The organism is Marinobacter sp. tcs-11, assembly GCF_002049515.1.
Lineage (GTDB): Bacteria > Pseudomonadota > Gammaproteobacteria > Pseudomonadales > Oleiphilaceae > Marinobacter > Marinobacter nauticus.
In genome coordinates this window covers 1-20147 of record NZ_LLYU01000006.1, presented here as the reverse complement: position 1 = coordinate 20147, position 20147 = coordinate 1, and the positions used below count along the sequence as shown (strand labels likewise).

Annotated in this window: 16 protein-coding genes; 8 read left to right on the top strand and 8 right to left on the bottom strand. The window is 52.2% G+C overall.

What is annotated here, in order from left to right; genetic code table 11:
- Window positions 1-33: 33 nt before the first annotated feature.
- Window positions 34-648, top strand: a complete 615-nt coding sequence (locus ARC85_RS08475; RefSeq protein WP_014422289.1) for a TetR/AcrR family transcriptional regulator — start codon at window positions 34-36, stop codon at window positions 646-648.
- Between the two features lie 45 nt (window positions 649-693).
- Here the strand turns inward: ARC85_RS08475 and cypR are convergent, their stop codons facing one another.
- Entirely contained in the window at window positions 694-1761 is a 1068-nt protein-coding gene (gene cypR / locus ARC85_RS08470; protein WP_014422290.1) for a transcriptional regulator CypR, read from the bottom strand.
- A 129-nt stretch (window positions 1762-1890) separates the two neighbouring features.
- Here cypR and ARC85_RS08465 point away from each other — a divergent pair, with 129 nt between their 5' ends.
- The 5 genes from ARC85_RS08465 (at window position 1891) to ARC85_RS08445 (ending at window position 7944) form a co-directional block, all read left to right on the top strand.
- Window positions 1891-2211: a 2Fe-2S iron-sulfur cluster-binding protein gene (locus ARC85_RS08465; RefSeq protein WP_008170311.1), complete on the top strand. Its 321-nt coding sequence runs from the start codon at window positions 1891-1893 to the stop codon at window positions 2209-2211.
- A gap of 14 nt (window positions 2212-2225) precedes the next feature.
- A complete protein-coding gene (locus tag ARC85_RS08460) occupies window positions 2226-3638 on the top strand; it encodes a cytochrome P450 (protein ID WP_041654913.1) in 1413 nt (470 codons plus the stop codon).
- Window positions 3639-3655: 17 nt separating this feature from the next.
- On the top strand, window positions 3656-5293 hold the full coding sequence (locus ARC85_RS08455) for a GMC family oxidoreductase (RefSeq protein ID WP_225316732.1): 1638 nt from the start codon (window positions 3656-3658) through the stop codon (window positions 5291-5293).
- An 88-nt stretch (window positions 5294-5381) separates the two neighbouring features.
- Complete coding sequence (locus ARC85_RS08450) at window positions 5382-6632, top strand: NAD(P)/FAD-dependent oxidoreductase (protein WP_041654915.1); 1251 nt, start codon at window positions 5382-5384, stop codon at window positions 6630-6632.
- 286 nt (window positions 6633-6918) lie between these two features.
- Window positions 6919-7944, top strand: a complete 1026-nt coding sequence (locus ARC85_RS08445) for an IS110 family RNA-guided transposase (protein WP_008170306.1) — start codon at window positions 6919-6921, stop codon at window positions 7942-7944.
- 897 nt (window positions 7945-8841) lie between these two features.
- Here ARC85_RS08445 and ARC85_RS08440 read toward each other — a convergent pair.
- From ARC85_RS08440 to ARC85_RS19640, 7 genes are all read right to left on the bottom strand, one after another.
- The gene (locus ARC85_RS08440) at window positions 8842-9513 is read right to left on the bottom strand and encodes an OmpW/AlkL family protein (RefSeq protein WP_008170303.1); all 672 of its coding nucleotides are present in this window, start codon (window positions 9511-9513) and stop codon (window positions 8842-8844) included.
- 84 nt (window positions 9514-9597) lie between these two features.
- Complete coding sequence (locus tag ARC85_RS08435) at window positions 9598-11283, bottom strand: long-chain fatty acid--CoA ligase (protein WP_227716479.1); 1686 nt, start codon at window positions 11281-11283, stop codon at window positions 9598-9600.
- A gap of 37 nt (window positions 11284-11320) precedes the next feature.
- Window positions 11321-12919, bottom strand: a complete 1599-nt coding sequence (locus ARC85_RS08430) for a GMC family oxidoreductase (RefSeq protein ID WP_014422295.1) — start codon at window positions 12917-12919, stop codon at window positions 11321-11323.
- Window positions 12920-12946: 27 nt separating this feature from the next.
- Window positions 12947-14401: an aldehyde dehydrogenase family protein gene (locus ARC85_RS08425; RefSeq protein WP_014422296.1), complete on the bottom strand. Its 1455-nt coding sequence runs from the start codon at window positions 14399-14401 to the stop codon at window positions 12947-12949.
- Window positions 14402-14452: 51 nt separating this feature from the next.
- A complete protein-coding gene (locus ARC85_RS19700) occupies window positions 14453-14971 on the bottom strand; it encodes a rubredoxin (RefSeq protein ID WP_014422297.1) in 519 nt (172 codons plus the stop codon).
- Between the two features lie 137 nt (window positions 14972-15108).
- Entirely contained in the window at window positions 15109-15522 is a 414-nt protein-coding gene (locus ARC85_RS19645; protein ID WP_353744295.1) for a fatty acid desaturase, read from the bottom strand.
- Window positions 15513-16364, bottom strand: coding sequence for an alkane 1-monooxygenase (locus ARC85_RS19640; protein ID WP_353744294.1), 852 nt, complete (start codon window positions 16362-16364; stop codon window positions 15513-15515). The genes ARC85_RS19645 and ARC85_RS19640 overlap by 10 nt, the downstream gene beginning before the upstream one ends.
- A 237-nt stretch (window positions 16365-16601) precedes the next feature.
- On the opposite strand from ARC85_RS19640, the gene ARC85_RS08405 reads away from it, so the two are divergent.
- Window positions 16602-19172: a LuxR C-terminal-related transcriptional regulator gene (locus ARC85_RS08405; RefSeq protein ID WP_197536006.1), complete on the top strand. Its 2571-nt coding sequence runs from the start codon at window positions 16602-16604 to the stop codon at window positions 19170-19172.
- 32 nt (window positions 19173-19204) lie between these two features.
- On the top strand, window positions 19205-20080 hold the full coding sequence (locus ARC85_RS08400) for an NAD(P)/FAD-dependent oxidoreductase (protein ID WP_286714706.1): 876 nt from the start codon (window positions 19205-19207) through the stop codon (window positions 20078-20080).
- Window positions 20081-20147: the final 67 nt, after the last annotated feature.

Here is a 20147-nt window from a genome sequence, read left to right as displayed (position 1 = left end):
AACGAACTGGCTTGCTGAGGAGATACTTAAGCGATGGTTAACAGACAGATGGCTCCTCCAAGCAAACTGGGCGACCAGGGCGACGTTTTGTCTAACGCAGCCAGGCTTTTTCGTGAGAAAGGCTTTGAAAGGACGTCGCTCAAGGAGATTGCCGAGGCCTGCAATATGCTGCCCGGAAGTCTGTATTATCGTTACAACAGCAAGGAAGCGCTGCTTGTCGAGCTGATGCGCCGGGGGGTGGACCTGGTTACCGCAGAGGTCGAGTCGGCTTACGCCAGTTCGGATGACCCGGTTGAGCGTTTACGTCTTTGTATCAACGCGCATCTGCGAGCCCTGTTGGTCGATTCGGACGCGGTTTACGTGCTGCTGTTTGAATGGCGGGCGCTGGGCCCGGAGGCTCGCGAGGAAATCATCGAACTGCGTGACCAGTACGAGTCCCTGTGGGCCGGTATCCTCGAAACAATGATTGCGCAGGGCGTGGTCCGCAAGAATATTGATGGCCGCCTGCTTCGCCTGATCGGCCTTGGGGCGCTCAACTGGGTTGCAACCTGGTTCGACCCGAACGGGGCTCATTCACTCGACACCATTGGCGACTTGATCTGGCAGATCGCTATGGACGGTGTGATCAATAAAGGGGGGCAGGCATAGGTTCTGGCTTCACAAACGCAAGCAAGTAGCCTCTGTTTATGATCGCTAATCATGCGGATGCACGGTTTGTGATCTGACATTTTGCCTGAACTGCTCAGGCGACTGGTCAAACCAGCGCTTGAAGGCGCGTCTGAAATTGGCACTGTCGTGATAGTTCATCAACGCGGCAATGGCCTCGATTGACAGCTGGCTGTCACGCAAGTAGGTCGCTGTCTGCTGGGACAGAATCTCGTCGCGAACTTTCCGAAAACCGCTGCGTTCCTGTTTGAGTTTGCGTGCCAGGGTGCGTTTGCTCATGAACAACGAGGCTGCTGCTTCGTCTTCACTGAGCGTTCCGGGCGGTCGGGACAACATCATCATCTTCAGCTGGGTCTGATAGCTCGGTTTATCCGACTGAAGTTGCGCAAGCATCGATTCACACTGTTGCAAGGCCAGACGATAGTTTTCGTGATTGGCGGAGGCATTCGGTTCCTGACACAACGACATCGGCAACGTAAGTTTTAACTGGTCGCAATCAAAGCGAATCTGCCCGGGCAAAAAATCGGCATACATTGCCTGATACGGGGGTTCAGGATGAGCGAAGCATATTTCAGCCTCATGCAAAGGGCGACCAATTATAAACTCGCCAAATTCAAAAAGGGCCTTAACCATCGCATCCGACAGGCACCGCTGTATGTCATCGTCCAGCGACTCCTGGTAGTCCAGAATACATTCCAGGCGCTCGTTGACTTGCCGCAAATGCAGTTGGATGAAGCTCGCGCGCGTGGGCAGAAAAGTATGAATCGCTTGCAGCGCAGTGAGAAAGTCGGGGCTGCTGTAGGCCACGAATCCCATCGCACCATGGGTTGCCGGGGTCAGTCGCTTGCCTAGCCATAACCCTAATTCCGGCTGGCCGGACAAATCCAGTGCGTTGCGCAGAATCCGCACCTGCTGCGCTGCGGTAAGCAGGCTTTCCTCGCTCAGGAATTGCGTCACACCAAGCCCGGTGCCGAGCAGCAGACGTGGCAGTTGTTTGGCTGTTAAATCGAGCTCACGTGCAATGAGCCGTGAGTAATTCGATGGAATACCGGGACCGGATTTTTGCAAATCACCCGTCTTCTGCGTCGTCATCATCGATCTTCCCCGTCCTAAATGATCGTCATTTTGTCTTTAAATGACCTCAGCTTGTCAAGAAATGACCTGACAGGAGTGTCGTCAGACAGACAATATCTATTACTGAACACTACTGGCAGGAGAACAATAATGGGCAAGATTACTTTTATAGAACATGATCAAACTGAACATGTTGCTGAATTCAAAGCTGGTTCCTCGGTAATGCAAATCGCCGTTGACAATCTGATTCCCGGTATTGACGGGGATTGTGGGGGAGAGTGTGCCTGTGGTACCTGCCACGTGATCGTCTCGGACGATTGGTTCAGAAAGACAGGTACGCCTGGTGGTGAGGAAGAGCAAATGCTGTCAATGACCCCGGAGCGGGCAAGCACTTCGCGCCTGGGCTGCCAGGTGGTCATTACTGATGAAATGGACGGCATGACCGTGCATTTACCCGAGTTCCAGATGTGAACATAGGAGGACGCATGCCAACACTGTCCAAAACATTTGACGACATTCAGTCCCGAGTGATTAATGCTACCTCCAGGGTGGTGCCGATGCACAGGCAGATCCAGGGGCTGAAACTGTTAATGGGCGCCAAGAAGAAGGCCTTCGGCCCACGCCGGCCCGTGCCCGAATTTGTTGAATCAGCCATCCCGGACGTTAACACGCTGGCCCTTGAGGACATCGATGTCAGCAATCCGTTTTTATATCGGCAGGATCAGTGGCGCGCCTATTTCAAACGGTTGCGTGATGAGGCTCCGGTCCATTACCAGAAGAACAGCCCATTCGGCCCCTTCTGGTCGGTGACTCGCTTTGAAGACATCATGTTCGTGGATAAGAGTCACGACCTGTTTTCCGCCGAGCCGCAAATCATTCTGGGTGACCCTCCAGAGGGGCTGTCGGTGGAAATGTTCATAGCCATGGATCCGCCAAAACACGATGTGCAGCGCAGCTCGGTTCAAGGCGTGGTGGCACCAAAGAACCTGAAGGAAATGGAGGAGCTGATCCGATCGCGTACCGGCGATGTGCTTGACAGCCTGCCTCTGGGCCAGCCCTTCAACTGGGTGCCCACTGTATCGAAGGAACTCACCGGTCGCATGCTCGCAACCCTTCTGGATTTTCCTTACGAGGAACGTCACAAGCTGGTTGAGTGGTCGGATCGGATGGCCGGGGCAGCATCGGCAACCGGCGGCGAGTATGCCGATGAAGAGATCATGTTTGACGACGCGGCTGACATGGCCTGGTCCTTCTCCAGGCTCTGGAGGGATAAGGAAGCGCGCCGCGCGGCGGGCGAAGAGCCCGGTTTCGATTTGATCAGCCTGCTACAGAGCAACGACGACACCAAAGATCTGATCAATCGCCCGATGGAGTTTATCGGCAATCTGACGCTGCTTATCGTTGGCGGCAATGATACCACTCGCAACTCAATGAGTGGTGGCCTGGTGGCCATGAACGAATTCCCAAAGGAGCTCGAAAAACTGAAGGCAAAACCGGAACTGATTCCGAACATGGTGTCGGAAATCATCCGCTGGCAAACGCCGCTGGCCTATATGCGCCGAGTCGCCAAGCAAGATGTTGAGCTGGGCGGCCAGACCATCAAAAAGGGCGATCGCGTTGTGATGTGGTACGCCTCGGGCAACCGTGACGAGCGCAAGTTCGAAGACCCCGATCACTTCATTATCGATCGCAAGGACGCACGAAACCATATGTCATTTGGCTACGGTGTTCACCGTTGCATGGGCAACCGCCTGGCCGAATTGCAACTGCGTATCCTATGGGAAGAGATTCTCAAACGCTTTGACAAGATCGAAGTCGTCGGCGAGCCGGAGCGCGTGCAGTCCAACTTCGTGCGGGGCTATTCGGAGCTGATGGTCCAGCTGACACCAAAAAGTTAATGAACAGGCTAACCAGGATGACGACCGAACAATTTGACTATGTCGTGGTTGGCGCGGGCTCGGCCGGATGTGCTGTCGCCAGCCGCCTGTCGGAGAGCGGTCGCCATTCTGTGCTGCTGCTTGAAGCCGGTCCGGAGAGCCGCCGCAACCCTTTCGTGAACATGCCGCTGGGTTTCCTGCAGCTAATGTTCAGCCGCCGCTACAACTGGCAGTTCAATACCGAACCGCAGCGTCACATGCACGACCGGGCGCTTTTTCAGCCGCGGGGCAAGATGCTTGGCGGTTCCAGCGGCATGAACGCGCAGGTCTATATTCGCGGGCATGCCCGGGACTACGACGAGTGGGCACGGCTGGGGTGCAAAGGGTGGTCATACGCCGAGGTGTTGCCCTACTTCCGCCGATCGGAACATTTCGAGCCCAAACTTACGCCGAATGAGGCAGAATTTCATGGTCAGGGTGGTCCGCTGAACGTTGCCGAGCGCCGCTATACCAATCCGCTGAGCACGGCGTTTGTCGAGGCGGCGACCCAGGCAAAGTACCGGCTCAATACAGATTTCAACGGCAGTGAGCAGGAGGGCGTGGGCTTCTACTACGCCTACCAGAAAGACGGCACACGCTGTAGCAACGCGCGGGCCTATCTCGAACCCGCCACGGCGCGTTCCAACCTGACGGTTTGCAGCGGCGCGTATGTCACCCGGGTGCTACTCGAAGACACCCGCGCCACCGGTGTCGAATACCGCGATACAAAGGGGCTGACGCAGGTTCGTGCCGGGCGCGAAGTTGTGCTCTGCGGCGGCGCGTTCAACTCGCCGCAACTGCTGATGCTGTCCGGGATCGGTCCGCGGGAGGAGCTGTCCCGGCATGGCATAGAACTGCGCCATGCGTTGGAGGGCGTCGGGCAGAATCTCCAGGATCATATCGACGTGTTCGTGCGCGTCAGCGCCCGCAGCCGCCAAAGCATCTCGATGCATCCGAGCTACTGGCTCAAGGGGCTGTGGGGCGCTTTGACGTATCTGAGCGGTCGGCGGGGCGTGCTGTCGAGCAACGGCGCCGAGGCCGGCGGGTTCATCCGCTCCCGGCCCGAGGAGCCGGTACCCGACCTGCAGCTGCACTTCGCGCCAATGCTGTACGACGATCACGGGCGAGACCTGAAGACCGCGATGAGCGGTTATGGCTACGCGGTGATGATCTACGGGCTTAGGCCGTCGTCGCGCGGGCGCGTCGGTCTGCACAGTGCCGACCCGTTTGCCGCGCCGCTGATCGACCCCAACTACATGGCCGAGTCCGCCGATGTCGAGCGACTGGTGCGCGGTGTCCACCTGGTGCGCAAGATCCTGGCGCAGGCGGCGTTTGCCCCGCACCACGAGGTTGAGGTCTTGCCCGGGCCGGCGCTGCAGAATGACGACGATCTCGCCGCATGGGTACGGCGCAGCGGTGAATCAGCGTACCACCCGGTTGGCACCTGCAAGATGGGTGTTGATCCGATGGCGGTGGTCGATCCGCGCCTGCGCGTGCATGGCCTGCAATGCCTGCGGGTGGTCGATGCCTCCATCATGCCGACGCTGGTCGGCGGAAACACCAATCAGCCGGCAACCATGATCGGCGAGAAAGGTGCCGCGATGATACTTGAGGATGCCGGGGAGATGGTCGGCTGAGCTCCGCGCGCGCGGGCGTCACAGGGCTCAGTTGGCATCTGGACTTCTGATCAATCTGATTCCAAAGAACAGTAGAAAGAGACAGGCTATGGCAAACCAACAGAAAGAGACGACAGTCATCGTTGGCGGCGGGCACGCAGCAGGTGCGCTCCTGACAACCTTGCTGCAAAAGAAATATCAACATGAGGTGGTCCTGGTGGGCGAAGAGCCACATCCACCCTATCAGCGGCCGCCCCTGTCCAAGAACTACCTGGCAGGCGAGGTGGATCAGGAGTCGCTGTACCTCAAGCCGCGCTCGGTGTACGAGAACGCCGGCCATCAGTTGCGGCTCGGTGTACGTGCCGAACAAATTGATCGGGACAACAAGACCATCAGTTTGTCGGACCAGAGCACATTGAAATACGATCGACTGGTCCTGGCCACGGGGTCACACGTTCGACGCCTGAACGCACCCGGGGCTGACTTGAAGGGCATTCATTACCTACATGACATAGCTGACTCGGATGCCCTGCGTGAACAACTGGTTCCGGGGAAACGCTTGGTCATCGTGGGTGGTGGTTACATTGGCCTTGAAGTGGCAGCCAGCGCTACCAAAAAAAGCGTTGATGTCACGGTACTGGAAGCGGCCGAGCGTCTTATGCAGCGTGTAACAGGCCCGGAAATGTCGGAGTTTTTTTACACCAAACACAGTAACGCTGGCGTGGATCTACGCCTGAACACGGCGGTAACCGGTTTCGAAGCTAGCGATCAGGGGCATGTGGCTGGCGTGACATTGGCGAGCGGCGGCACTGTACCGGCCGACATCGTGCTCGTTTCAGTGGGTGTTGTGCCGGAAACCGCGCTGGCTGAGGCCGCCGGCCTGCCCTGTGATGACGGCATTATTGTTGACGAGTTTACCCGCACAGAAGATCCAGCCATCCTGGCGATCGGCGACTGTACCCGCCACCGGAATCTTTTCTTCGAGAAGATGCAGCGCCTTGAATCTGTCGCCAACGCGGTTGATCAGGCCCGGACAGTGGCGGCAACCCTGATGGGCGAGAAGAAACCCTATAATAGCGCTCCATGGTTCTGGTCGAACCAGTATGACGTGCGTCTGCAGATGGTGGGGTTGTCGCAATATCATGATCAGCGTGTGCTGCGCGGAAGCCCGGAAGACAAGGGATTTGCGGTGTTCTATCTCCGCGATGGCTGTGTCATTGCTGTTGATGCGGTCAACCTGCCCATCGCTTTTATGGTCGGCAAGACCCTCGTTCAACAACGCAGGCAGGTCAATCCTGAAATGTTGAAGGATCCGGATATTGAACTGAAGTCCTTGGTGAGCGGTCAGTCCATAAATTGAAATTGACGACCGAGTAGAGCTGTGCCCTTAGTTTGCCCAAAATTGCGAAAGCAATGCACAACTCATACGGCCTATGGATATCATATCCTACGACCGACAGCTTTCAGTGAGCGCAAAGGATGCGTGAGCCACAACCGGCGGAATTTCCCGTAGCCAGACACATTACTGTTGCTCTGGTAAACCGAGAGCACCATAGCGAATGATATGGACTCCCCCTGCTCCCACGGCATCGATGTGCCACATTGAAGGTGTCTGACATCTTCAATCAAAAGCAGGAGGAGTCATCATGAATGTTACAACCATTGGCATCGATCTGGCGAAAACTGTGTTCAGTATTCATGGCACCGATCAACACGGCAAGGTCGTGGTTCGCAAACGACTGAACCGGCCCAAGCTGTTGCCTTATATCGCTCAGCTCCCACCCTGCCTGATTGGCATGGAAGCCTGCTCGGGTGCCCACCATTGGGCTCGGGAAATGACCAAACTCGGCCACGATGTCCGAATCATTGCACCCCGGTTTGTCGCGCCCTATCGCAAGAGCAGCAAGAACGACGACAACGATGCCGAGGCCATCTGTGAGGCAGTAGGTCGGCCGAATATGCGGTTTGTTCCAATCAAGACCGAAGACCAGCAAGCCGTACTGTGCCTGCATCGTATTCGCCGTGGACTGACCAAAGAACGCACCGCGCAGATCAATCAGATTCGTGGGCTGCTGGCCGAGTTCGGACTGATCATTCCCCAGGGCCGTTACGCCGCACGGCGCCGGGTTCCCGAAATCCTGGAGGATGCCGAAAACGACTTACCCATGCTCGCTCGCCGCTTAATCAACAACATCAACCAACGCATTCGACAGCTCGATGAAGAAATCCTGGCTTACGATCGGGAGGTCGAAGCGATGGCCCGGAGCGATGAGCAGGCCAAGCGCCTTATGGCCATACCGGGTATCGGACCACAGACCGCAACAGCCCTGCTGGCCAGTGCGCCTGACCCCAGACAGTTCAAAAGTGGGCGACACTTTGCCGCATGGTTGGGTCTGGTGCCCCGACAATACTCGACCGGTGGCAAGGTGCGACTTGGCCGAATCACCAAGCGCGGGGACAAATACCTGCGAACGCTGCTGATCCATGGCACCCGGGCAGTGATTGCAAAATTACCGGATAAGAATGATCGACTCAGTGACTGGGCCAAAGACCTGGTGGAACGACGTGGATACAAGCGGGCCGCCGTTGCGATGGCGGCCAAGAACGCCCGGATTATATGGGCACTACTCATGAATCAAACCGAGTTTAAGACACAGCCTGTGGAGGGCTAAAACCGAGCACCAACGACAGGCAGAACAAGCCTGCCAGAAGAGTCTTGCAACGGCAAGCGATGACGGAACGGTCAGACCGAGAGTGGGAGAACCTGTTTATTTCTGCGGCTCAGCGAAGCCGACTAACGAATAAGGTCCCCGCTCACACGCATCATCATCCTGGCCCGGGCAAAAACGCCCACAAAGAGGCCGAATGTAGAGCCGCAGTCTCAAACCGCTTCGGATTCAAATGGCGTTGCTTGACCGCAGGGGGAGTCCATGTAGGTGAAATAATTCTCTATATGTCCCACTAATAACCTCACCTTGCAATTACCGACGAAAATATGAACTTGATTTTACCCACAAAGAAAAAGCGAAGTCTCTATCGGCCATTATGGGTAGAGGTTCCGATCACTCAATCCTTCATAAGCAACATCGCCCATTCGGTGTCGACCTCTTGTTTTGGTTCATCTGAGCATATGCTTTTTCATGCGGATGGGTGGTGGCAGCCAAGACAGGGCTTTTCAGACTGCAAGCTTCAAGCGGTGTGTAAATCAAACACAGTAAGATTCCGGCTTATTGATGGTGGACATCAAGAACCGATAGTTACGAGCGGTATTAATGTTAAGACACTTGCTCGATTAAATGAAACTTGCGGGACTACTGAAAAGGTTTTCTATAGTAAGGACGTGCCGGTCCTGATGGCTATATACTACTCGACTAAACGATACGAGACCTTTAAATGATGCATAAGGCTGGGGCTATATACCTAAGGAAGATCTGAATAACCGCTGGTTTTTGCCCCTTTTCCGCAATCTTGGCGGAAAAGGGGCGCATTGGTCTTACGCTGCAGGTTTTTATCAATCAGCAGGTTGCTGAAAGCGACCAGCAAATGCAGACGGTTGGTATACTTGGCATTTAAAAGCGATATGCAACACCGATGCTCACGATAGTGGGGTCCACTTCCACTTTTGCCTGAACAGGGGCCGGGCCCAGGTTACCGGTGATATCCGCCTCGAAGGGTGCATATCTAACGTCAAAATTTGCCGACCAGTTATTGTGTATCCTCCAGCGAAAACCAGCCTGAACCGCAGGGGCCCATGTATCTTCGACGTCGAAGTCGGTTAGTGCGCGATCCTTCTCATCTAAAAAGAGAATCCGTCCTACACCCGCTCCAAAGTACGGAGAGAAGTTGCTACCCGTCAAAACATGATACTGAAGCGAAAGAATTACCGGACCATAATCTGTTTGACCAAGAAAAAGACCGGAGAGAGACTCTTCGCCCTGGAGGTCCGCACTAGCGGGAATGCCGCCAAAAATGTTAAATGCCAGCTGATTACTCAGAAAATACGACACGTCGAATGATACGGTCGTATCGTTGTTAATAGACAGGTTGGAATTTGGAACGGGGGCACTCCCCGCAGAGGCTGATCGCAAATCTTCATCGGTTAGAACTCTAGTGGCATTCAGCCCAACCACCCAGTCGCCTCTACTGTAAACCGGCTCAGATTGAGCGTTGGCCAGGCTCGCAGCAAGTGAAAGTAAAAGGAACGCCACTAACGAGACTTTACTAATTATTTTAGGTTTCATTTTTTATTATCCTTTTTGGTATTAAAACAAATTGGCTTTAGGTAAAACTGCAATTTTTCGTAACACAAATGCCACTCATTGAAGCTAGCTTGCCGGTTTATTGACTAATACTTCCCCATACTCAGAACGCAGCTTGTTTTTTAATACTTTCCCAGTGGCATTGCGTGGCAATCCTTCCACAAAGATCGCGCGATCCGGGATCTGCCACTTGGCGACTTTCCCTTGATAATGAGCAAGAAGTTCCTCCTCAGTAATATTTGCGTCGGGTATTTTTACTGCCAACAGGATCGGTCGTTCGTCCCATTTATCATGGGAGGCCGCCACTACGGCAGCTTCATTGATGGCAGAATGGCCCATTGCGATTCCCTCCAATTCGACTGTAGATATCCATTCACCACCAGATTTAATAATATCTTTTGAGCGGTCACGTATTGTCATAAATCCATCATCATTGATCGAAGCAACATCACCTGTCTCGAACCAACCGTCTTCCTCAAGAGTCTGATTTGGTTCAACACCGAAGTAATCGGCTACCACCCAATGACCACGGATGCGGAGATTTCCCTGAGCAATGCCATCTTCGGGCAGTTGATGGCCGTCTTCACCCACAATTTTGAGCTGCACCCCGTAGGGAGGCCGTCCCTGGCTTTCACGGATTTTGTTTCTTCCTTCCTCCGAAAGAGTATTGTGTTTCGACAGCAGTGCATTGACGGTTCCGATCGGTGATGTTTCTGTCATTCCCCATGCATGGACAACTTCTACGCCATACTTACCACGAAACTCCGACATCATTGAGGGCGGACAAGCGCTACCCCCTATCACCGTCCGTTTAAGCGACTGTGCCGAGGAGCCAAGCTCGTCCAAAGCCGAGAGAAGTCCCTGCCAAATCGTAGGCACACCCAGCGCAATCGTTACGCTTTCTGAATCGATCAGCTTGACCAAACTTTGCCCATCCAGGCCAGGACCAGGCAACACCAGTTTGGCTCCAACCATCGCCGTAATGTAGGGTACCCCCCACGCATTTACGTGAAACATAGGAACAACCGGCATCACCACATCCCGTGCCGATAAATTCAGTGCGTCGGGTTGAGCAGCTACCAGCGCGTGCAGAACGGTGGAGCGGTGTGAATAGAGCACCCCTTTGGGATTTCCAGTGGTGCCCGATGTATAGCAGAGGCTTGAAGCCTGGTTTTCGGCGATTTCAGGCCAATTCGCGTTAGGCGTTCCTCGCTGGAGAAACTCTTCATAAAACAACAATCCTGGAAATTGCGCTGCAATTTCTTCGTCCGGTTCGGACATCAATACAAATTCCTCAACCGTCTCCAGTCGGTCTCGGATATTTGAAACAATGGGAAGGAACGTTTTGTCAAAGAATATGACTTTGTCTTGAGCATTGTTGATAACGTAAACGAGTTGTTCTGGAAACAGTCGCGGGTTAATAGTGTGACACACCATCCCGCCACCAGAGATGCCAAGATAACATTCCAGGTGCCCCACGTTATTCCAACAAATGGTCGCGCACCGATCCCCCTGGACATAGCCTGCCGTTCGAAGCGCTGACGCAAGTTGTCGCGACCGCTCCGAAACAGTTGCCCAGTCAGATCGACTGGGATTTCCATCCGTTCCTATCGACACAATCTCAGCGTCTCCATGGTAGCGAGCAGCATGGTCGATCAAGGAATTCACGGTGAGCTCCATGTTCATCATTTGGCCAAGCACGTTTATCTCCTGTCGTTTTTGTAGTTGGTTGACGCGAGTATCTGGCGTCATTAAGGTCCAATGTAGAAGGCATAATCCGGGTTTGAACCTAAACATTTCCCAAGAGGATGTCGGCTGCATTTTCGGCAATCATCATGGTGGGTGCGTTGGTGTTACCGGCAACCAAACTGGGCATTATCGAGGCATCGACAACTCTTAGCCCTTCAATCCCTCTGACTTTCAATTCCGGATCAACGACTGAATCCGGATCCGCGCCCATACGACAAGTGCCAACGGGGTGGTAAATAGTCTCTGCATTTTCCCGGATAAAGTCCGCAATCTGACCGTCCGAAGACACCAAGTTTCCGGGCTTAATTTCTCGTTCACTATGTAAAGCCATTGTTGGTGCCCCGAGTATCCGTCGTCCAAATTTAACGGCCGAGATCATTGTTTTGATGTCTTCGGGGTTACTGAGATAATTGGGTTGAATCAACGGGTCGGCCAATGGGTCAGGGCTTTTGAGGCCAATAAAACCGCGGCTTCTGGGCATTAGATCGCAAATATGCAAGGTGTACCCATACCCGGCCATCACTTTTCGTCCATGATCCTTCAGGTAAGTTGGCAAAAAGTGGAATTGCACATTTGGCCGTTCGCACGAGCGCTCGGATTTAACAAAGCCTCCGGACTCGGCAACATTACTGGTAAGAAATCCACGTCGCGCAAAGATATATGAGAATAATGCGCTCACGCCCCGAAACAGGAAACTGGGAGCAACGCCAATGGGCAAACGTGAGTTCGCCGCGTGCATGATCGTAATATCCAAATGATCAACCAGATTCTGGCCGACCTCAGGAAGATGATGCACAAGGGGGATCCCGTGTTTTCCAAGCTCTTGGCTATCACCGATTCCCGAAAGCATCAGCAGTTGTGGTGAATGAACCGCACCACCAGACAATATGATTTCACCGCCGTTATTGAGTCTAAGCTGGCGATATTCGCCCCCCTGGTTCAGTGTCACACCGACTGCCCGCTTACCGTCCATTACCACCCGGGTTACCCGCGCGTCCGTTAGCACATCAAGATTAGGCCGGTTCTCCGCGACACGCAGAAATGCCTGCGCTGAACTCCAACGCCGACCATTTTTTTGTGTCACCTGGTAGAGTCCCAATCCCTCTTGCGTCTCTCCATTAAAGTCCGTGTTTACCGGGAGCTCTACATGAGGTGCCGCTCGAACAAAATCTCGACTCAACGGATTGACTGATTTGAGTTCACTTACGGTGAGCTCACCGCCCTCCCCATGGTAAGAATCTGCGCCAAAACGTTTATTATCTTCCAGTCGACGAAACAATTTTAAAGCGCGATCCCATCCCCAGAGGTCGGTCCCGGCAACTTGACCCCAGTGGTCATAATCGGCTTTGTGACCTCTGATATAGACCATGGCGTTGATAGAAGAGGACCCGCCAAGCGTTTTACCACGAGGCCAAAACAGGCGGCGCTCCTTCAGATGTTCTTGAGGTTCGGTTTCAAGAGCCCAATTCAGCTTTTTACTATTGGAAAGGAGTGCTATACCTATAGGCATATGTATGAGTGGATTTTTATCCTTTGGGCCCGCTTCTAGCAACACTACTCGCTTTGAAGAGTCCGCCGTAAGCCGATTGGCCAATACACAGCCCGCCGATCCCGCACCGACAATAATGTAATCGTACATAATAACTCTCTTATTATTTGATTATGCTCAGCCCAGAATTCGAACAGCTGCCTCTATAAGACGCCGGACCCAGGCTGTATAGGGTGGGAAAAGAAGATGCATAAGAGAATGTTTATCCTCCATCAACGCCTTTTCATGCGAAAAAGCGCGGAAGCCGTATTCACCGTGTGCCGCCCCTATCCCGGAATTATTAACTCCACCAAACGGCAGACCCGGATGTAGAAAATGCACAACTGTAAGGTTGACTCCTACAGCGCCGGAGCTCGTTCGCTCGATAATATCCGTGGCAAAAGACTCTTTTTTGTCGAATATGTAAAGCGCAAGCGGTTTAGGGTTATCGTTGATTTTCTTGATAACCAGATCAATATCGTCGAATTCAATAACGGGTAAGATCGGGCCGAATAACTCCTCACGTGAAATATCCATGTCACTGGATACATTTGAAATTAACGTCGGAGCAATAAAATTCTCTTCAGCATCTGTAACACCGCCTTCAAAGACTCTTGCACCTTTGCTTTTGGCATCATCTATCAGGTTTGAAACTCGCTGGAAATGACGTCGATTTACAATCCGGCAATAGTCGGCGGTCGATTTCTGGGCTTCTGGTGTTTTTCCATAGACTCGCCCAATTTCCGTTTTAAGTGCTTCATTGAATTGATCTGCGATATTAACGTGCACAAAAACATGATCTGGGGCGATACAGGTCTGTCCATTATTGGCAAACTTACCCCAGACAATGTTTCTTGCAGCCCTCTTTATGTTGGCATCTGGACCGACAATGGTCGGGGACTTACCCCCCAATTCCAGTGTCACTGAGGAAAGATTCTTGGCGGCAGCCTCCATGACCAGCTTGCCGACCGCAGGACTGCCCGTGAAGAATATATGGTCGAAGGGCAAGGCCAACAGTTTCTGCGCTACCGCGGCATCACCCTCAATCACGGAAACCAGATCGGGAGGGAAGGTTTCGGCGACAATGTTGGCAATCACCTTTGAGGTATGGGGTGTCATTTCCGAGGGTTTAATGATGGCTCCGTTCCCTGCAGCTAACGCTGAGACGAGAGGTCCGAGCGCAAGATTGAGCGGATAATTCCACGGTGCAATAATCAGGCACACTCCCTTTGGTTCTGGCCGAACATAAGATTTCGTGCCCAGAACACCAACGGATGCAGCCACTCGCTTCGGACGCATCCATTTACGCAAGTGTTTTTTAGTGTGTCGAATTTCCTGAAGCACCGGCAGGAGTTCAGTTAATTTGACTTCTGGAGCGGGTTTTCGAAAGTCCGCCGCGCACGCCGCAATGATGTTTGATTCGTGGCGTTTAATTGAATCCCGCAGCTGGTCGAGCTGCGCTATTCGAGCCTCCAAGGTAAAGCTTCCGCGACGCGCAAGTTGTGCCCGCTGTAGGGCCGCGAACGTTGAATCAATCGTATCGCTGGTTGACACATTGGTCACCCCAACCTCCGCCAGACTAGCAATCTGCATTATAAAATCACCTCTTGCTGAACGAGACTGTTGTTATTTTCAATCGGATTACTAGTCTTCATAGAGGACATAGTCCTCTTTTGTGGCACCACAGTCCGGACAGCACCAATCGTCTGGAATATCTTCAAAACGAGTGCCCGCAGGGAAGCCTTCGGCTTCATCTCCGAGAGCTTCATCGTAGATATGGCCGCAAGTGATGCAGACCCACTTCCGATAGGTATCTTTTTGAGTCGAGTCTTTGGGCGATTTTGAAGAGGTGGGCTTCGGTTTCGCTTTGGGCTTTGTTTTATTTTTAGCTGAAGGAGTAGATGCGTCCGTTGCTTTCTGCGATGCTCCCTCGGTCTTAGCTTGGCTGGCAGGGCGGACCGCTGTATTGGTTGCGGACACCGAAAGTTCCGGGTTCGCTTCTTGAAGCGCAACGAAGTCAACCTTATCCCTGACGGCACAGTCTGGACAGGACCAGTCTTCAGGAATTTTTTCCCATGTCGTTCCTGCAGGAAAGCCTTCGTGCGGATCACCAACCACTTCGTCGTATACATAACCACAATCAGGGCATTGATATTTAGCCATTTAGAGCACCTTTCAAACGATATTATTGTCTTTGTTTTGGTAGCGCCCGACGCGCACCCTCTTTCAGGTGCACGTCAGAGGCTCTTTTTCTGCAACGTAAATAAAGTAAACGAGGTATATAAGTTCCGATTAGCCGATCATTTAGCCGCGGCGGTATCGACTGATTCAGAATCAGTCCCACCAAATTTACGCTCATAGAATTCACGCTTGCCGGGTTGAATCTGAATCTTGTCGAGATCTCCTTTAGCCCAATCCAGCACCCGGTGGTCCATTATCGAACGAAACCATGAGGGAAACATTGCGGCCAGGAACATTCCGGGATATCCCGAAGGTAAGGAAGGCAGGTCTTTGAAATCGCGAAGCGATTGATAGGACCTTGTAGGATGGGCGTGATGGTCGGAATGTCGTTGCAAATGAAACAGAATCAGGTTCGACATAATATGGTTTGAGTTCCATGAGTGGTGCGGTTGTTGACGCTCATAACGTCCATCCGACATCTTCTCGCGCAGCAATCCGTAATGCTCAATGTAGTTGGCGCTGGTCAGCGCCACCAGCCAAAGGCCATTTGAATGGGCAAAAAGATCAGCATTAAGGGACCAAAAAACGCCAGCAATCCCGCATAAAGCACAGCGGTCAAAATCATAGGCTGAAGAACTTCGTTCTCCAGGCTCCAGACACTTTTTCCACAACGACTGAGGCGCTGTTCCTCTAAATCCCATGCCCGCTTGAAAGCACCGGGAATTTCACGCAGTGAGAATGAGTAAATGGACTCACCCATGCGGGATGTCGCCGGGTCCATCGGCGTAGCCACATCACGGTGATGCCCCTTATTGTGCTCAATGAAGAAATGACCATATCCGACCACGGCGAGGACAAGCTTCGCCATCCAACGGTCAAACGTTTCTTTTTTATGGCCAAGTTCGTGGCCTGTGTTCAGAGCCAGGCCATTCACGATTCCCAGGGAAAGGGCCAATGCCAGAAACTCGAAAACACTCATTGGTTGCGTGGATACCCACCAGGCACTGACAATCAAGGCGGCATAGTGAATAGGAACCGTCAAGTAGGTCAGTACCCGATAGTAACGATCCTGTTCAAGCCGAGGCACAGCCGACTCGGGGGGGTTTGAAAAATCCTCTCCAAACATGGCATCAATCAAGGGAACTGCGCCATACCAAAGGATCAACACCAATCCGTACCAAATGCTCCATCCAGTCTGGGATACCAAATAAAGGCCAATAAGAGGCGTCGCTGGCCACAGCACAGAAAGGACCCAGAGGTGGCGTTTTCTGTCGACATAACCTTCGGCATCAGGGTCTCTCTGAAGAGACTCTGTTGTTAAGACATTTTCTGACATTGACATTAGGATCACCTTATTGTTTTTCAGCTTGATCATTTTTCTACATTGTGCGAACACCGAGTCCCTCAGGTGAACTGACAAGTTGTAGGCATGAACAGGTTTGGCCAGAACCGGATATCAAACAACTACCCTAAGGGGTAGTTTTCGCACTAGACATCTATCAATATGCTTTCACCCCATAGCGCCCTCGCGTTTCGGGGAGACGAAGCAGGAGATCGGATTGTCATGACCCGCCATAGCTTGGAAGACTGGTGTCGGAGGATGTCTGAAAGGATGTGGGCTCGTCAGTGTTTCATTACTCAAGGGTGTTTAGACCGCTATTGCCTGAGCGCTTCTGCTACGCCTGAATCAAAGGTAGTTCTGTATCGGGCCCCGCCAGGCTATGGAAAATCTGTACAAGTGGCCTTTGCAGCAAACACTCGCGAACTGGAACTTGAGAGCGTCGTTTACATCAATACCCGATCTTTCCCTGACTCATATGGCGTTAATGACAGTTTGTTTGCAGCGTTAGTTTTATATCAAATCGAAGGAGTTGAATCTTGGCGCACGATAAAAAGTGACATCGACACCATCGAAGCTCTTCGAAACGCACTGTGTAATGCAAAAAAGACGATAAGAATTTGCCTTGATGGGATTGGCGAGGCTAAACATACCGCGGATTTGATTGAGGATTTAATCTGTGAAACACCGAGCAATGTGAAATTTTTCATTGCACCGAGTCGCGTCGGGGCGTTGGCGCGTTTGTCTATGATGACGGGTGTTGTAACGTATGGTGCTGATGAACTTGTATTTACAGAAGAGGAGGTTAGTGAATTATCGGGTATGGGTGGCCCCGAAGCCAGCAACATCATAAAAGCCACCGGTGGATGGCCAGCACTTGTCAGGCTTATGTGCCAAACCCCAAACCCAAATCTCCCCGCAGCGACTTGGCCGGAAACTCGCTCGTATTTCAGGGACAACCTCTTAACTGCATTACCCGATAGTACGAGGACCTTTCTTTGCAATGCAGCGATGCTCGAAGTAATCAGCGCTGAATGCTATGGCTATGTCTATAAGACAGAAGAGGCCGACCGGGAAATTACGTTTCTTAACGAACATTATGCTCTTTTAGCTCCCACCGGAACTTCTGGTGATCGTATGGATATGCACCCTGTGCTGCGAGAGTATTTGCGTAGTTTATTTAACACCACCCAACGAGAACGTCGCTCGTATGTACTGAAACGGGTCGCGTTCTGGCATTGGCGTAGGGGAGAGTACCTCCATTCAATCAATGCAGCTCTGGAAGCCAGTGACCATCGTTGGGCTCGCGTCGTAAGTGACAGCATTATTCTGGACGTGGCTCTGAGGCAGGGTGAAATCGAAGTACTTCGCACCTGGTTTGGAAAAGTACCGGCTCGTACGATAAAAAAAATCGCTGCCTTGAGCATAGGTTACGCGTGGATTTTGTATTTCAGCCAACAAGCTCGTCAAGCAGAGGAAATACTGGTTAGTTCGCTTCATCCGAGCTCCAGGGGGGTGGGCAATCTTGATGAGGAAGGATGGCGGGAATTGGTTAATGCGATAGGCAAAGCTACACAGGATGAATTACTGGAGAGTCAGGTTCTCTGTCAAAAATGGATAGACTCCTTTGGCGACCGTAACATGGTTGGCAAAGGCGCAGCACTTACTTGCCAGGCATTCATTGCCTCCAGTGGACGCCATTTTGAAGAGTTGGAGCGATTGTCCCATCGAGCGGCTGTGGCCATCCAGTCATCCAATCAACATTACGCTTTTATCTGGCTTAAAACTGCAGAAATTCAGGCTGAACTGTTCAAGGGTGACATCGCCCGAGCAATGAGTGTGTTGATCCAGGCGAATAAAACAGCAGAAAAGATTCAGGTGCCAAAAACTTTTTTAAATAAAATGTTTGGCACCCTTGAGTTACAAATCCTGCACGAACAGAACCATCACCTGGTTACCCAGGAATCTGCACAGGCTTCGTTCGATTTCGCTTTGAACTATGGCGTTACAGATATTCTGTGGGGGTGTACACAGGCCTACAGCCGTTTTCTGTACCACCAAGGGTTCCGAGATAGAGCCATGGCCTTGTTGGAACAATCCCGCTTAGCCTCCTGCGAGCGAGAGCTCTCTCGTCTAAATATCCTGACTAAAGTTCAGTTAGCTGAGTTTACTCTCCTGAACAACGAGGAATTGGGTCCACCCATACTCCCCGATGAATGTGAGCTGACGTTCCTGCCAAATCAAAACCAGGCCATTCAAGCACGTATGGCCCTGGTAACCTCAATGTATAGACTACGGCTTGGGAAACAGTTTGGTGTCGCCGAAAAATATGCCAAACAAGCACTACAAAGCGCCAGCGCAATTTCAGACGCTAGAACCAGGATCGCCGCCCACTATTGTCAGGCCCTGGCAGCGTTTGCCCTCGGCTCATCAAAATCGGCGAAGCGCATGATTCTTGATGCAAACCTACTTTCGGAACATTTGAACTGTCACTTCACACGGCTCTGGATCAAAGAAGCGCTACTTTCTCTTAGCCCCCTTGCTCAGGATCTTTTTAACGATCTGCCAGACGACTCTGAAGCTAAAGCTACGAAGGATCCCGATGTCAGAATAGAAGACTCCAGCGTGCCACCTGTGCCCGGCAATGCCCACTCAACTATCACGATAAAGCAGATTTCTCTGTTGAAATGCGTAAGCAACGGAATGACCAACAGAGAGATCGCTGAACGGCTTCTCGTGACGGAGGATACCGTCAAATGGCATATGAAGAAGATTTTCAGCGAACTTAAAGTAACCAACCGGGTTCAGGCAGTCACTGAAGCTCGACTGCGCGGACTTTTATAGTGCTACAAAAACAAAAGAGGAATCGAGCGAATATGCAAAAAATAGTTATCATTGGCGCTGGAATAGCCAGCCTGACCGCCGCAGAGGCTCTCCGCCAGAATGGATTCGACGGAACGATTACCATTTTGGGCGAGGAAAACACGCTGCCTTACCAGCGTCCCCCGTTGTCCAAAGCCTATTTGACCTCAGATGAGTTGCCCTCGCCAACTCCGATCCGTTCTCCTAATTTCTTTCGGGACAACAAAGTTGAATTTGAACAAGGCGGTAAAGTAATAGCGCTTGAACGATCGGCAAAGCAAGTAGTGATTCAAGGCGGCAGGAAAATTAAATACGACACGCTGATTTTGGCAACAGGAGCGAGGCCACGTCCTATTGATTTACCTGGTGAGAGCGCAAAAAATGTTTTCTATCTCAGGAATCTTGACCACTCCGCCGCATTACGTAATGCCCTGTTAGCCCCGGAATGCGAGAAGGTGGCCATTCTCGGCGCGGGTGTTATCGGGCTTGAAGTCGCCTCCGCTGCCAATCTACAGGGAAAACAAGTCTCTGTGTTTGAGGCCAACAGCCGAGCGATGTGTCGAGTAGCGTCACCATTAACAAGTAATTTTGTCAGAAACCGCATGGCCTCCGCCGGCGTAATGTTCTACTTCAATGCTAGCGTCAACCAGATTCTCACTGAGGGAGACCGAGTTTCCGGTATCCGTTTGTCCGACGGCACTACGAAACCCGCAGACGTCGTTGTTATCGGTATAGGAGCCATCCCCAATGCTGAACTTGCGCAAGACGCAAACCTGGATTGCGACGGTGGTATTATAGTAGACAGCGGCATGCGTAGCTCTGACCCTGACATACTAATCAGAAACAAAGTAAGCGAACATCACCCGGCGATATACGCCAGGTCCGGATGACCGAAAAAAGACTTCAATAACCGGGGTAGTTTCTGTAACCGCCGAAGTTGTCGATAAACGATATTCC

Bases quoted from the DNA above. Each gene is read 5' to 3' on its own strand.
- ARC85_RS19640 (WP_353744294.1), bottom strand. From the start codon at position 16,364: ATGATCAAGCTGAAAAACAATAAGGTGATCCTAATGTCAATGTCAGAA.
- ARC85_RS08435 (WP_227716479.1), bottom strand. From the start codon at position 11,283: ATGACGCCAGATACTCGCGTCAACCAACTACAAAAACGACAGGAGATA.
- ARC85_RS08465 (WP_008170311.1), top strand. From the start codon at position 1,891: ATGGGCAAGATTACTTTTATAGAACATGATCAAACTGAACATGTTGCT.
- ARC85_RS08440 (WP_008170303.1), bottom strand. From the start codon at position 9,513: ATGAAACCTAAAATAATTAGTAAAGTCTCGTTAGTGGCGTTCCTTTTA.
- ARC85_RS08455 (WP_225316732.1), top strand. From the start codon at position 3,656: ATGACGACCGAACAATTTGACTATGTCGTGGTTGGCGCGGGCTCGGCC.
- ARC85_RS19700 (WP_014422297.1), bottom strand. From the start codon at position 14,971: ATGGCTAAATATCAATGCCCTGATTGTGGTTATGTATACGACGAAGTG.
- ARC85_RS08405 (WP_197536006.1), top strand. From the start codon at position 16,602: ATGTGGGCTCGTCAGTGTTTCATTACTCAAGGGTGTTTAGACCGCTAT.
- ARC85_RS08430 (WP_014422295.1), bottom strand. From the start codon at position 12,919: ATGTACGATTACATTATTGTCGGTGCGGGATCGGCGGGCTGTGTATTG.
- ARC85_RS08450 (WP_041654915.1), top strand. From the start codon at position 5,382: ATGGCAAACCAACAGAAAGAGACGACAGTCATCGTTGGCGGCGGGCAC.
- ARC85_RS08475 (WP_014422289.1), top strand. From the start codon at position 34: ATGGTTAACAGACAGATGGCTCCTCCAAGCAAACTGGGCGACCAGGGC.
- cypR (WP_014422290.1), bottom strand. From the start codon at position 1,761: ATGATGACGACGCAGAAGACGGGTGATTTGCAAAAATCCGGTCCCGGT.
- ARC85_RS08460 (WP_041654913.1), top strand. From the start codon at position 2,226: ATGCCAACACTGTCCAAAACATTTGACGACATTCAGTCCCGAGTGATT.
- ARC85_RS08400 (WP_286714706.1), top strand. From the start codon at position 19,205: ATGCAAAAAATAGTTATCATTGGCGCTGGAATAGCCAGCCTGACCGCC.
- ARC85_RS08425 (WP_014422296.1), bottom strand. From the start codon at position 14,401: ATGCAGATTGCTAGTCTGGCGGAGGTTGGGGTGACCAATGTGTCAACC.
- ARC85_RS08445 (WP_008170306.1), top strand. From the start codon at position 6,919: ATGAATGTTACAACCATTGGCATCGATCTGGCGAAAACTGTGTTCAGT.